Annotated in this window: 15 protein-coding genes; 7 read left to right on the top strand and 8 right to left on the bottom strand. The window is 63.2% G+C overall.

Annotated features, from left to right (window positions below):
• Nucleotides 1-5 precede the first annotated feature (5 nt).
• The 5 genes from LB577_RS18010 to LB577_RS18030 all read left to right on the top strand — a co-directional run bounded on the left by LB577_RS18010 (nt 6) and on the right by LB577_RS18030 (nt 3,818).
• Complete coding sequence (locus tag LB577_RS18010) at nt 6-302, top strand: protease inhibitor I42 family protein (protein WP_224687718.1); 297 nt, start codon at nt 6-8, stop codon at nt 300-302.
• A gap of 157 nt (nt 303-459) precedes the next feature.
• Nucleotides 460-1,563, top strand: a complete 1,104-nt coding sequence (ychF, locus tag LB577_RS18015; protein WP_224687719.1) for a redox-regulated ATPase YchF — start codon at nt 460-462, stop codon at nt 1,561-1,563.
• Between the two features lie 218 nt (nt 1,564-1,781).
• A complete protein-coding gene (corA, locus tag LB577_RS18020; protein WP_224687720.1) occupies nt 1,782-2,756 on the top strand; it encodes a magnesium/cobalt transporter CorA in 975 nt (324 codons plus the stop codon).
• 124 nt (nt 2,757-2,880) lie between these two features.
• The gene (locus LB577_RS18025; protein ID WP_224687721.1) at nt 2,881-3,351 is read left to right on the top strand and encodes a MaoC family dehydratase; all 471 of its coding nucleotides are present in this window, start codon (nt 2,881-2,883) and stop codon (nt 3,349-3,351) included.
• Nucleotides 3,348-3,818: a MaoC family dehydratase gene (locus LB577_RS18030; protein ID WP_224687722.1), complete on the top strand. Its 471-nt coding sequence runs from the start codon at nt 3,348-3,350 to the stop codon at nt 3,816-3,818. Before LB577_RS18025 ends, LB577_RS18030 begins: the two co-directional genes overlap by 4 nt.
• 179 nt (nt 3,819-3,997) lie before the next feature.
• Here the strand turns inward: LB577_RS18030 and LB577_RS18035 are convergent, their stop codons facing one another.
• From LB577_RS18035 to petA, 6 genes are all read right to left on the bottom strand, one after another.
• A complete protein-coding gene (locus LB577_RS18035; RefSeq protein WP_013893474.1) occupies nt 3,998-4,543 on the bottom strand; it encodes an adenine phosphoribosyltransferase in 546 nt (181 codons plus the stop codon).
• Between the two features lie 188 nt (nt 4,544-4,731).
• Nucleotides 4,732-5,877: an alpha-hydroxy acid oxidase gene (locus LB577_RS18040; protein WP_224687723.1), complete on the bottom strand. Its 1,146-nt coding sequence runs from the start codon at nt 5,875-5,877 to the stop codon at nt 4,732-4,734.
• A 166-nt stretch (nt 5,878-6,043) separates the two neighbouring features.
• Nucleotides 6,044-6,739, bottom strand: coding sequence for an acid phosphatase (locus LB577_RS18045; protein ID WP_224687724.1), 696 nt, complete (start codon nt 6,737-6,739; stop codon nt 6,044-6,046).
• A 127-nt stretch (nt 6,740-6,866) separates the two neighbouring features.
• Nucleotides 6,867-7,739 (bottom strand): cytochrome c1, encoded by an 873-nt coding sequence (locus LB577_RS18050; protein WP_023768033.1) that lies wholly within the window; start codon nt 7,737-7,739, stop codon nt 6,867-6,869.
• A 111-nt stretch (nt 7,740-7,850) separates the two neighbouring features.
• Nucleotides 7,851-9,152, bottom strand: coding sequence for a cytochrome b (locus tag LB577_RS18055; protein ID WP_013893470.1), 1,302 nt, complete (start codon nt 9,150-9,152; stop codon nt 7,851-7,853).
• Nucleotides 9,153-9,168: 16 nt separating this feature from the next.
• On the bottom strand, nt 9,169-9,729 hold the full coding sequence (gene petA / locus LB577_RS18060) for a ubiquinol-cytochrome c reductase iron-sulfur subunit (RefSeq protein WP_013893469.1): 561 nt from the start codon (nt 9,727-9,729) through the stop codon (nt 9,169-9,171).
• A gap of 313 nt (nt 9,730-10,042) precedes the next feature.
• Here petA and LB577_RS18065 point away from each other — a divergent pair, with 313 nt between their 5' ends.
• The gene (locus LB577_RS18065) at nt 10,043-10,387 is read left to right on the top strand and encodes a cupin domain-containing protein (protein ID WP_224687725.1); all 345 of its coding nucleotides are present in this window, start codon (nt 10,043-10,045) and stop codon (nt 10,385-10,387) included.
• A 76-nt stretch (nt 10,388-10,463) separates the two neighbouring features.
• The gene (locus LB577_RS18070) at nt 10,464-11,348 is read left to right on the top strand and encodes an alpha/beta fold hydrolase (protein ID WP_224687726.1); all 885 of its coding nucleotides are present in this window, start codon (nt 10,464-10,466) and stop codon (nt 11,346-11,348) included.
• Here LB577_RS18070 and LB577_RS18075 read toward each other — a convergent pair.
• Complete coding sequence (locus LB577_RS18075) at nt 11,329-11,640, bottom strand: DUF6665 family protein (RefSeq protein ID WP_224687727.1); 312 nt, start codon at nt 11,638-11,640, stop codon at nt 11,329-11,331. The genes LB577_RS18070 and LB577_RS18075 overlap by 20 nt on opposite strands.
• A 127-nt stretch (nt 11,641-11,767) precedes the next feature.
• Complete coding sequence (locus LB577_RS18080; RefSeq protein ID WP_224687728.1) at nt 11,768-13,651, bottom strand: ABC transporter ATP-binding protein; 1,884 nt, start codon at nt 13,649-13,651, stop codon at nt 11,768-11,770.
• Nucleotides 13,652-13,654: the final 3 nt, after the last annotated feature.

Genomic DNA, 13,654 nt, shown 5'->3' on the forward strand with positions numbered 1-13,654 from the left:
AAGCGATGGCGAACGAACGAGCGACCATGAATTTCCAACCCGCAATCGGCGAGCAGATTGTCGTGGAATTGCCGGCGACGCCTGGCGCGGGCGTCGTCTGGTCGGTTCCGCCGGCGCCGGAGGGCTGCACCATCACCCAGATTGAGAGCAAGCCCGATGATACGGGGATAGGCGGCACAACCTTGCAGCGTTTCGCGGTCTCCTGCGGGAAGCCTGGACAGATCCAGCTTCGCTTTGAACTGAAGCGGCCGTGGGAAGACACTGTCCGGGCCGTTCAGCCGGTCACCATCGACGTGAAGTAGCGTCCTAAAAGCGCGGCTCGAACTGCTCAAAACGGCCGATCGCCCTGCGATGCGGCCTTTCGCGGCCCTCCCCGCGCGACCGCGGGGCTTGACGTTCCTCCCCCCTATCGCCCATAGCCCTCATCAAATTTCGAATTCCCGATAGGACCGGACAAAAATGGGTTTCAAATGCGGCATCGTTGGCTTGCCCAACGTCGGCAAGTCCACGCTCTTCAACGCGTTGACCAGAACGGCGGCGGCGCAGGCCGCCAACTATCCCTTCTGCACCATCGAACCGAACACCGGCGAGGTCGCGGTGCCCGATCCGCGGCTGGGCAAGATCGCCGCGATCGGAAAGTCGAAGGAGATCATCCCGACCCGCATCTCCTTCGTCGACATCGCTGGCCTGGTGCGCGGCGCCTCGAAGGGCGAAGGGCTGGGCAACCAGTTCCTCGCCAACATCCGCGAGGTCGACGCCATCGTGCACGTGCTGCGCTGCTTCGAGGATGACGACATCACCCATGTCGAGGGCCGCATCGACCCCGTCGCCGATGCCGAGACGGTCGAAACCGAGTTGATGCTTGCCGACCTCGACAGCCTCGAGCGCCGTATCGTGCAATTCCGCAAGCGCGCTTCGACCAAGGACAAGGAAGCGACGGCCGTGCTGCCGATGATGGAGGCAGCGCTCGAACTGCTGCAGGCCGGCAAGCCGACCCGCATCCTGCTCAAGGGCATTTCGGCCGAGGACCTGCGCATCCTGCAGGGACTGAACCTGTTGACCTCGCATCCCGTGCTCTATGTCTGCAACGTCGCCGAGGCCGATGCCGCCACCGGCAACGAACACACCAGGGCCGTGGAAAAGATGGCGACCGCCCAGGGCGCCGGCACCGTGGTGATCTCGGCCGCGATCGAGGCCGAAGTCGCCCAGCTCTCGGACGAAGAGGAGATGGAGTTCCTGTCCTCGCTCGGCCTCGACGAGCCGGGCCTGAACAAGGTGATCCGCGCCGGCTACGAGCTGTTGCACCTCATCACCTATTTCACCGTCGGGCCCAAGGAGACGCGCGCCTGGACCATCCACAAGGGCGACAAGGCCCCGCAGGCCGCCGGCGTCATCCACACCGATTTCGAACGCGGCTTCATCCGCGCCCAGACCATCGCCTACAACGACTTCGTCACGCTGGGCGGCGAAGTGGCGGCCAAGGAAGCCGGCAAGGCACGCGATGAAGGCAAGGAATATGTCGTCCAGGACGGCGACATCATGCTGTTCAAGTTCAACACGTGATGCTGGCGCGCTAGCATCCCAAGCATCGTCGCCATCCCGCGGCGATGCATTATCGGCGTATCTCCGAACTCTGGTGCCATCCCGTCCAATGGCCACTTGTCTTGATTTTGTCATGGCACGGGTCTAAGCGGCGGGCACACGCTCGGCGCGTGCGACGAAGAGCCGTGCAATCCGACATCAATCCAACCGCCCTTTGATCCAGCAGGGGAGATCTGGCGATGATCAAGGCCTTCGTCGTCGACAATGATCGCCTGCCCCTCACCGACGACCTCCAGGCCAATGGCGACAAGGTGGTCTGGGCCGATCTCGTCAATCCGACCAAGGAGGAAGAGGTCACCATTGAAAGCTGGCTCGGCATCGCCATCCCGACCCGCGAGGAGATGGAGGAGATCGAGATTTCCAGCCGCCTCTACATCGAGGACGGCGCCTACTTCATGACCGCCACCTTGCCCGCCCAGACCGAGGTCGACGATCCGCTGATGTCGCCGGTCACGTTCGCGCTCGCCGGCAACAGGCTGATCACGGTGCGCTACCACGAACCGAAGGCGTTCAAGACCTTTCCGCTGCGCGCGGAGAAGGCGGCGACCGGATGCACCAGCGGCGACACCATCCTGATCGGCCTGCTGGAAGCGATCGTCGATCGCCTTGCCGACATTCTCGAGCGCGCCGGCCGCGACGTGGAAGTGATCTCGCGTGACATCTTCCAGGCGACCTCGACCAAGGCGTCGAAGCGCAACCGCGACTTCCAGGAGCTGCTGAAAGCCATCGGCCGCAAGGAGGACATCGCCTCTTCCGTGCGCGACAGCCTGATCTCGCTGCAGCGCCTCGCCGGTTTCCTCGCCCATGTCGCCACCCAGACCAGGATGAGCAAGGATATCCGCGCCCGCATCAAGACCTTGTCGCGCGACGTGCTGTCGCTTGCCGACCACGCCACCTTCCTATCGCAGAAGATCTCCTTCCTGCTCGACGCCACGCTCGGCATGATCTCGATCGAGCAGAACGCCATCATCAAGATCTTCTCGGTTGCCGCTGTCATCTTCCTGCCGCCAACGCTGGTCGCCTCCATTTACGGCATGAATTTCGACGTCATTCCCGAGCTGAAATGGCAGCTTGGCTATCCCTTCGCCATCGGCCTGATGATCCTGTCGGCGATCCTGCCCTTCTGGTATTTCCGCCGGCGCGGCTGGCTTTGATTGCTCACCACGGGTCCAATGCCTGTTGTTGGCGCACCAGAAATAACTTGACCAAACCGCGCCCTGCCTGCATCCGGGATGCCCGATCCTGCGGATCGCGGATTCCTGAGCCGGATTTCAGACCATGACTGCAAAAACCTGGGCCTACGAGGATTTCGTCGAGGGCACCTCGCTCGACCTCGGCACCAAGCTGGTAAGTGCCGCCGAGATCGTCGAATTCGCGCGGGAGTTCGACGCCCAGCCGATGCATCTCGACGAGGACGCCGGCAAGGCCAGCATCCTTGGCGGGCTGGCGGCCTCGGGCTGGCACACCTGCGCCATGTTCATGCGCATGCTGTGCGATGCCTTCCTGCTGGACTCCACCTGCCAGGGCGCGCCCGGCGTCGACCAAGTCAAATGGAAGAAGCCGGTCCTGGCCGGCGACCAGCTCACCGGCAGCCTCGTGGTCGTCGCCAAGCGCCTGTCGAAATCGAAGCCGCAACTGGGCTTCGTCACCATGCGCAGCGAACTGTTCAACCAGCGCGGCGAAAGCGTTTTCGAGCTTGAGAATTCCGTCATGTTCCTCACGCGTGAGGCCGCGGGGAGCCTGGCATGACCCTGGACGAATTCTTCCGCATCGGTGCCACCGTGACGCTGGGCTCGCACACATTCGAGCCCGAGGCGATCAAGGCCTTCGCCCGCAAATACGACCCGCAGATCTTCCATATCGACGAGGAAGCCGCCAGGAAGAGCGTGCTCGGCGGCCTCTGCGCGTCCGGCTGGCATACGGCCGCCACCTGGATGAAACTCAATCTCGAAGCCGGCATGGACACCGGGGGCGCTGCCTGGAACGGCCCCGGCCTGGTCCCCGAATTCGGCCCCTCGCCCGGCTTCAAGAACCTGAAATGGCTGAAGCCAGTCTACGCCGGCGAGACCGTCACTTTCACGCGCACCGCCCTTTCCCACCGCCCGATCGCCTCGCGCCCCGGCTGGCGCCTGCTGACGCTGCGCTGCGAGGCCTTCGCCTCGGCCGGCGACAAGGTGCTGGAGTTCGAGAGCGCCGTGCTCATGAAGACGGAGTAGTGGCGCTGGGCGCTCTTCCTTCTCCCCTTGCGGGAGAAGGTGGCCGAGCGAAGCTCGGTCGGATGAGGGGTGTTCCAGCTTGGCGCCGACGGCACTCCGTCACCCACCCCTCAACCGTCTCGGCGCTGCGCGCCGATCCACCTTCTCCCACAAGAAGGGGAGAAGGAAGAACTGTTCCCTCAATGCCCCTCGAACCCGATCAGCGTCCGCACCGGCACACCGAGCGCTTCCAGCTTGGCGCGGCCGCCGAGGTCCGGCAGGTCGATGACGAAGCAGGCGGCGAGGATGTCGGCGCCGATCTGGCGCAAGAGCTTGACCGCCGCCTCCGCCGTGCCGCCGGTGGCGATCAGGTCGTCGACGAGGATCACCTTCTCCCCAGGGGCAACGCCGTCCTTGTGCATCTCCATCTCGTCCAGCCCGTATTCCAGACTGTAGGCGACGCGCACGGTCTCGTAAGGCAGCTTGCCCTTCTTGCGGATCGGCACGAAGCCGGCTGAGAGCTGGTGGGCGACGGCGCCGCCAAGGATGAAGCCGCGCGCCTCGATGCCCGCGATCTTGTCGATCTTCTGGCCAGCATAGGGATGCACCAGCTCGTCGATGGCGCGACGGAAGGCGCGCGCATTGCCAAGCAGCGTCGTGATGTCGCGAAACAGGATGCCGGGCTTGGGATAGTCCGGGATGGTGCGGATCGACGCCAGCAGCGTGTCTTCGAGCGAGGGTTTCATGAGACGGCTCTCCGGATGATCCAACTGATACGCGTGAAAGGCGGCAGGGTGCGATCGTAACCCGGCGCGACCGACAACGGCTAGCGCGATGTGGCGGCTGAAACAAGCCGCATCTGGCAAGGGATCGATCTCGCCGACCCAGCCATATTCCGCATCCGCATGATCCGCGATGGTCCGTCCGACTCCGACTATCTGAAACGGAGATTGGAGCGCGACAATTGCCCGATCGAACTGCAGCCCATCAGCTTCATGCCGCGTTCGACCTCGACCCGCATCTGCTCGAGCGCCCTTTCGACACCCGGTTGGCCGGCCGCCGCCAGAGGAAACATATAATAACGGCCGATGCCGACGGCCTTGGCCCCGAGCGACAGTGCCTTCAGCACGTGGGTGCCGCGCTGCACGCCACCATCCATGATGACGTCGATCTTGTCGCCGACGGCATCGACGACCTCGCCAAGCTGGTCGAATGCCGCCCGCGAGCCATCCAACTGCCGCCCACCATGGTTGGACAGTACGATGCCGCTGCAGCCAATATCGACGGCGCGTCTGGCATCCTCCACCGACATGATACCCTTGAGGCAGAACGGACCCGACCACTGCCTGACCATCTCGGCGACATCGTCCCAGGTCATCGAAGGATCGAGCATCTCGGTGAAGTAGCGGCTGATCGACATCGTGCCGCCGCCCATGTCGACATGTTCGTCGAGCTGCGGCAACTTGAAGCCCTCATGGGCGAAATAGTTGACTGCCCAAGCCGGCTTCAGCGCGAACTGCGCCATGCCGGCAAGGTTGAGTTTGAAGGGAATGGCAAAGCCAGTGCGCTTGTCGCGTTCGCGATTGCCCCCGGTGATGCTGTCGACGGTCAGCATCATCACTTCTACGCCAACCTGCTTTGCCCGCTGCATCATCGCCCGGTTGAGGCCGCGATCTCGGTGGAAGTAGAACTGGTAGATCTGCGGGCTGCTGCTGATCCTGCGCACTTCCTCGAGGCTGACGGTGCCGAGCGTGGAAACACCGAACATCGTGCCGTATTTGGCCGCGGCTTTGGCGACCGCCCTCTCGCCCTGATGGTGGAAAAGCCGCTGCAGGGCAGTCGGTGAGCAATAGAACGGCATAGCCAATTTCTGACCCATGACGGTCACCGACATGTCGATCTCGCTCACCCCGCGCAGGACGTTGGGGACTAGGTCACAGCTTTCGAAACTTGCGGTGTTGCGGCGATAGGTGACCTCGTCATCGGCCGCGCCATCGATGTAATTGAAGATCGGCCCCGGCAGCCTTCGCTGCGCCATCCGCCGGAAATCGGAAAAATTGTGACAGTCGCTGAGCCGCATCATCGATTTCCAAGGCCATGGCTGACGAAGCCTTTGCCGCTGTTGAAATATCAACCAGATGCGGCCCTGCCAACGAACTAATTGCTGAACTCCCCATAGAGCACGGCCGTGAACACGAAAAGGGGCGCCTGAAGCGCCCCTCTCTGCCGAGATTGCCGGCGAAGTCTTACATGCCGAGGTCGGAACGCAGCTCGGCCCTGGCAATCTCATATTCGGCCTTGAAATCGTCCCGGTTGAGCAGGACCGCGGCAATGACGCTGCCGGAAATCTTGCCCATCTCGACATCGGACGGATAATGGATGCCGCCGACAACGCGGTTGTGGGCGTATTCGGCCGCGCGCGCCATGATCTCGGCGCGCCTCTCCGGAACCATGTCGGCCAGGATGATGCCCATCATGGTGCCGACAGTGGCGTGGCCGGACGGCCAGGAGCCGGAGCTCGACAGCTTGACCGCCGGCTTGACGAGATCGCTGAGCTGGTGCGGGCGCGGACGTTTCCAGACATCCTTGGCCGGGTCGACGACAGCACCTTCTGTGGCCACGACGCGGTCGAAGAAAGCGCTGAATTTCGGCAGCTTTTCCGCGGTGAAATTCGGCCCCATGACATCGGCGAAGCGCCAGACATTCTCCTCGGCATCGGCGACGGCGCGGGCTTCCATCTCGGGCGTACGCGTCACCTGCAGCGTCAGCACCTCGCCGAGTTCGGCCTTGGTCTCGGCCGAACCGTTCGCCGGTGGAGGCGGCAGGATCATCGTCAGGTCGACGTCCTTGTTGGTGACGAAGGGTTTTGCGTCTTCGGCCTGGGCGGCCGAGCCGATGACCAGCAGCAGCAGACCAGCCGCGAGCGATGCGTATTTCTTCATGGAGCGATCCTTTGTTCGAGAATGCCGCAGGATCGCCAGATGCAGTGACGGCCATGTGACATGACCGTCACCGGACGCAAAAAGGGCGCCTCTCGGCGCCCCCTGCATTTTGCTATGCCCGCCCCGCTCAGTGGGCGATGCCTTCCCACACCTTGCGCTTGGTCAGATAGACCAGCGCGCCGAACAGCAGCAGGAACACCAGCACGCGGAAACCCATCTTCTTGCGGTCTTCCATGTGCGGCTCGGCGGCCCATGTCAGGAAGGCGGCCACGTCGCGGGAATACTGGTCGACGGTCTGCGGCGAGCCGTCATCATAGGTCACCTGGCCGTCGGAGAGCGGCTTGGGCATCTTCAGCGACACGCCCGACATGAAATACGGGTTGTAGTGCGTACCCTCGGGGATGACCATTCCGGCCGGCGGCGTTTGATCGTAGCCGGTCAGCAGCGAATGGATATAGTCGGGGCCGCCCGCGTCATACTGGGTGAAGATGTCGAAGACGAACTGCGGAAAGCCGCGCTCGACGCCGCGCGCCTTGGCCAGCAGCGACATGTCCGGCGGGGCAGCGCCACCGTTGGAGGCAGCGGCGGCTTCCTCGTTGGCGAACGGCGCCGGGAAATGGTCCGACGGCTTGCCGGGACGGTCGAACATGTCGCCGGCATCGTTGGGGCCGTCATGGATGGTGTATTCGGCCGACAGCGTCTTGATCTGGGCGTCACTGTAGCCGAGGTCCGACAGCGTGCGGAACGCCACCAAATTCATCGAGTGACAGGCCGAGCAGACTTCCTTGTAGACCTTCAGGCCGCGCTGCAGCTGCGCCTTGTCATAGGTGCCGAACGGGCCGGTGAAGCTCCAGTTCATCTCCTTCGGCTCGTCGATCGGGAAATGCGTCGGTGCGGCTGCATTGTGCGCCTCTTCGGCGGCGAATGCCCAAGTGCCTCCAGTTCCAACACCGGCAGCCACAAGGCCGATCAGCGCCAGCGAGGTGAGAATCTTTTTCATGCCAAATCCCCTTAGATTCTCTACCGCTCTGTCTTCCTGTTTGAGCATGATCTCTGGACAAACGGTTCCGTTTGTCCGGGAAAACCGGTTCCCACTTTTCGGGATCATGCTCTAGCCCTTGGTCTCTGGTGCGGCCGTGGCGCCCGCCGGATGCCCGCTGCCACCCTTGTTCTTTTCGAGCACCGCCTCGGTGATCGAGTTCGGCACCCTGCGCGGCGTCTCGATCAGGCCGAGCACTGGCAGCGCGATCAGGAAGAAGGCGAAGTAGAACAGCGTCGCCATCTGCGCCATGAACACATAGCTGCCTTCCGCCGGCTGCGAGCCCAGCCAGCCGAGCAGGATGGCATCGGCCACGAACAGCCAGAAGAACAGCTTATACCAGGGCCGGTAGACCGCCGAACGCACCTTGGAGGTGTCGAGCCACGGCACCAGGAACAGCATGACGATGGCACCGAACATGCACAGCACGCCGCCGAGCTTGGAGTTGATCGGCCCGATGTTGAAGGTGATGGCGCGCAGGATCGCGTAGAATGGCAGGAAGTACCATTCCGGCACGATATGGGCCGGGGTCTTCAGCGGGTTGGCGACCGTGTAATTGTCCGGATGGCCGAGATAGTTCGGCAGGTAGAAGACGAAATAGGCGAAGAAGAACAGGAACACGATCATGCCGAACGCGTCCTTGATGGTCGCGTAAGGGGTGAAGGCGACGGTGTCGGTCTTCGATTTGACCTCGATGCCGGTCGGGTTCGACTGGCCCACGACATGCAGCGCCCAGACGTGCAGCACGACGACGCCGGCGATCATGAACGGCAGCAGGTAATGCAGCGCGAAGAAGCGGTTGAGCGTCGGGTTGTCGACGGCGAAGCCGCCCAGCAACAGCTGCTGGATCCAGTCGCCGACCAGCGGAATGGCGCTGAAGAAGCCGGTGATGACGGTGGCGCCCCAGAAGCTCATCTGTCCCCATGGCAGCACGTAGCCCATGAAGCCGGTCGCCATCATCAGGAGGTAGATGATGCAGCCCAGGATCCAGAGCAGTTCGCGCGGCGCCTTGTAGGAGCCGTAATAGAGGCCACGGAAGATGTGGATATAGACGGCGACGAAGAAGAACGAAGCGCCGTTGGCATGCATGTAGCGCAGGAGCCAGCCGGAGTTGACGTCGCGCATGATCTTCTCGACCGAGCCGAAGGCTAGATTGGTGTCGGCCGTGTAGTGCATGGCCAGCACGATGCCGGTCAGGATCTGCGCCACCAGCATGATCGACAGGATGCCGCCGAAGGTCCAGGCATAGTTGAGGTTGCGCGGCACCGGATAGGCGACGAAGCTGTCATAGACCAGCCGCGGCAGCGGCATGCGGGCGTCGAACCAGCGTTCGATACCGGTCTTGGGCGTGTAGGTCGAGTGTCCCTCGCTCATCGAAATATCCCCTGCCTCAACCGATAAGGATCTTGGTATCGGAAATGAACTTGAATACCGGCACAGCCATGTTCTCGGGCGCCGGGCCTTTGCGGATGCGGCCGGCGGTATCGTATTGCGAGCCGTGGCACGGGCAGAACCAGCCGCCGAAATCGCCTTCCTGGCCGAGCGGAATGCAGCCCAGATGGGTGCAGACCTGAACCATCACCATCCAGGCTTCCTTGCCGGGCGTGGTGCGGTTAGCGTCGGTCGCCGGCGCGTCGGCCGGAAGGTTGGCATTGCGGGCGATCGGGTCCTTGAGATCGGAGAGCTTGACGGCCTCGCCGTCCTTCATTTCCTGTTCGGTGCGGTTGCGCACCACGACCGGCTTGCCGCGCCACTTGACGATCAAGGACATGCCCGGCGTCAGCGAGGCGACATCGACCTCGACCGAGGCAAGCGCCAGCGTCGAGGCATCGGGGCGCATCTGGTCGATGAAGGGCCAGGCAACGGCACCGGCGCCGACCACGGCTGCCATGCCGGTGGCGACGTAGAGAAAATCTCGACGGTTGGGATCGTGGGTATCGGTTGCGCTCACGGGTGCCTGATCCTTTCGCCTCTTCCGCGCCGGTGGCCGAGCCTGTTCCCCGCTCAATCACGCCAACCCGACAGCGCATGGCGAACAGGCTAGCGAATTCCTCCGGCATTTGGACTTCGGTTTATGCGTGAAGCCCGTTTTTGTCCAGACGGGTGAAGGCACAAGGGCAGATTGTCGCGGGGACAAAATCCGCCACTGCGCGGCAAGGCGGCGAATGGTCGCAAAAGGCGGCTAAACAACCGGGAAACAACCGCAAATCCAATGCCCCGGTTCGCCTCGACAGAGGACGCCGCTGTGATCTATCCTTGCTTGCATGGCACACGTCATCGATCGCGAGGAATGGGCCGTTCGCCGCGACCGCTGGAAGGGTGAACTGCAGTGCGGCGCCTATGGCTCCAACTCCTGCCTGATCTTCAACCACCTGCCCGATGTCGGCGGCGGCCCCCGGTTGCACTCCCATCCCTACGCGGAGATCTTCATCATCCGCCAGGGCACCGGCCTGTTCACGGTCGGCGACCGGGAAATCGAGGCCACAGCCGGCCAGATCCTGATCGTGCCGCCCCACACGCCGCACAAATTCACCAATCTCGGTCCGGGCCCGCTGGAAACGACGGACATCCACGAGAACGGCACGTTCATCACCGAATGGCTGGAGTGAATCCGGCATAGCCCTGTCGAGTTCCCGATTGCCGCCTAAATCTATGGCGTGGGCAGCGGGCCAGGACGTGCAGGACATGCGAACCTCAAACATCGAAATCGAAGGGCTGAGCATCGCCATCCGCGAGGCAGGCTCGGCCGATGCACCTGCCTTCCTCCTGCTGCATGGGTGGCCGCAAAGCTCCTACGCGTTCGAACGCGTGATCGGCCGGCTGGCCGCCGACTACCGGGTCGTCGCACCCGACCTGCCCTGCATCGGCGGCTCGCAAGGCATGCCCAAGGCCGCCGACAAGAAAACCCTGGCGAGGCTGATGAGGGGCGTTGCCGAGGCTTGCGGGCTGCGCCAACTCGTGGCCGCCGGCCATGATGTCGGCGGCCAGATCGTGTTCGCTCTGTTGCGTGACCATCCCGAGATTCTTTCTGGCGCGGCGATCATGGATGTCGTCGTTCCGGGTGTCGCGCCGTGGGAGGAGGTCATTCGCAATCCGATGATCTGGCATTTTGCGTTTCATGCGGTCCCGGCATTGCCGGAAACGCTGGTGAGCGGCCATCAGAGCGCCTATTTCGACTTCTTCTTCAATGCGCTTTCGAAGGATCGGGCATCGATCCCAGCGGAGGCCAGGGAAATCTACGCAAGAGCCTACTCCCGGCCGGAAAGCCTTCAGGCCGGCTTCGACTGGTACCGCGCCTTCCCCGAAGACGCCAAAGCCAACGCGCTTGCGCCCAAGCAGCCGATCGCGATCCCGGTACTGTATCTGAGGGGGGCGGCCGAGTCCGGCGACATCGGCGACTATGTCGATGGGCTGCGGACAGCAGGGCTGTCAAATGTCGAGGGCGACGTCATCGCCGGCAGCGGACACTTCGTCGCCGACGAGAACCCCGAAGCGCTCGCCATCCGCCTGGCGAGATTTCACAGGGAAATCAGCGCTGCAGGCTCCGGCCCTACATGGCGCCAAGCCTGACCAGCACGGCCTTTGGGATGTTGTATTCGCGGATGACGGCATCATGTCGTCGAAGGCCGCACAGTTCGCGCTGGATGAAATAGGCGTGCACCGCCTTGGCGGCATCCTTCAGGAGCATCGAGCGTATCTGTTCGTCGGCATTGTCACGCAGCCTTGCCAGCGTTTCCTCGACCTTCTGCCCGGCGCGGCCGAGCGCGGCCGCCTTCTCGGCCAGGATCTCGTGGCCAAGTGCATCGAAGGCTGCTTCGGCAGCGGTAGCGCTCGTCCAACCAGAAGGGGGGCGTAGAGACATCAGCGGGCCTCCAAGTCGTTGGCTGCCGGCACGGAAAGTCCAGAACGGTCGGAGAGGAACTTAAGCAATTCCAACCGGAGCTCCTTGAGCACCTCAGTCTCTAGCGGCAAGGCAACAGTCATCAAACCTACTCCGCCGGCCGCGTCTCTTCCAGCACGCTTTCCTCGTGATAGAGGAAGCCGCCGGACTGCCGTTTCCACAGCCGCGCATAAAGACCGTCGAGCGCCACCAGTTCGTCATGCGTGCCTTGCTCGACGATACGGCCGCCATCGAGCACCACCAGGCGATCGAGGGCGGCGATCGTCGACAGCCGGTGGGCGATGGCGATCACCGTCTTGTCCTGCATCAGCCGCGTCAAATTTTCCTGGATCGCCGCTTCGATGTCGGAATCGAGCGCCGAGGTCGCCTCGTCGAGGATCAGGATCGGCGCGTCCTTGAGGAAGACACGTGCGATCGCCACGCGCTGGCGCTGGCCTCCCGAAAGCTTGACGCCGCGCTCACCGACAAAGGCCTCGTAGCCGGCGCGGTCCCTGTTATCGCGCAAGGTCAGGATGAACTCGTGCGCCTCGGCCTTCTTCGCCGCCGCGATCACCTCCGCATCGGTCGCGTCGGGCATGCCGAGCTTGATGTTGTCGCGCAACGAGCGATGGAACAGCGCCGTGTCCTGGCTGACGACGCCGATATTGGCCCGCAGTGAATTCTGCGTAACGTCCGAAACGTCCTGGCCATCGATGGTGATCGAGCCGCTCTCCAAATCGTAGAGCCGCAGGATCAGATTGGCGAGCGTCGTCTTGCCGGCACCCGACGGTCCGACCAGCCCGACTTTCTCGCCCGGCTTGACGACAAGGTCGATGCCGTTCAGCACCCCGAACCCGTTGCCATAGTGGAACTCGACGTCTTTCACGTCGATGCGGCCGCCGGCCACGACAAGCTCCTTCGCATCGGGCGCGTCGATGAGCCCGAGCGGCTGCGAGATCAGCGCCTTGGAGTTCTCCAGCACGCCGAGGTTTCGCAAGATGCTGTTGAGCTGCATCATCAGCCGGCCGAGCAGCATGTTGAGCCGCAGCACCAGCGACAGCGTGAAGGCGACCGCGCCGACGGTGATCGAGCCCTCGACCCAGAGATAGACGGCAAAACAGCCGATCGCCGTGATCATGATGCCCGACAGCGTCGTCAGCGCCATGCGCACGCCGGTCAGCCGGCGGGTGAAGGGGCGCAGCGCGTCGAGATAGATGTCGAAGCCGTTCCTGATGTAGCGGTCGTCGCCGTCGGCCGAAAACAGCTTCAGCGTCTGCACGTTGGAATAGGAATCGACGATGCGCCCAGTGATCATCGAGCCGGCTTCGGCCGTCGCCTCGGCGTGCTTGCGGATCGCCGGCAGATAGAGCTTGGCCAGCCAGCCGAAGGCGGTGATCCAGATCACCACCAGCACAGCGAGCCTGAGATCGAGCCCGGCGACCAGCGCCAGCGTCGTCACCGTGTAGACGACCATGAACCAGACCACCTCGAGGAAGCTTTCCATCAAATCGCCGGTCGCCTGGCCCGCCTGCCAGACTTTTGTGGCGATGCGGCCGGCGAAATCGTTCTGGAAGAAGGCGTAGGACTGGCGCGAGACATGCCTGTGCGCCTGCCAGCGCACCAGATTGTAGAAGCCGGGCGTGATCGTCTGTTCGTCGACCAGCGCCGACAGGCCGACGACGATGGTGCGGACGACCAGCACCACCACGATCATGAACACCAGCTCCGGGCCGGCAGCGGTCCACAACGCATGCCAGCTGCGCTCGCCGGGAAGCTGGTCGAGAATATCGACCAGCCGCCCGACGAAGTAGAACAGGCCCGCCTCGACCAGCGGCGCGATGCCGCCGATGACCAGCATGGCGAAGAAGGCGAATTTCGCCTGGCCGACATAGTGCCAGAGAAAGCCGGTGACGCTTGAAGGTGGCCGAAGGCTCGACGGCTCCCTGAACGGATAAACCCAGTTCTCGAACCAGCGATAGACGGCTGTCATCATGCG

Source organism: Mesorhizobium sp. B283B1A, assembly GCF_020165735.1.
In the GTDB taxonomy this organism is placed as follows: domain Bacteria; phylum Pseudomonadota; class Alphaproteobacteria; order Rhizobiales; family Rhizobiaceae; genus Mesorhizobium; species Mesorhizobium opportunistum.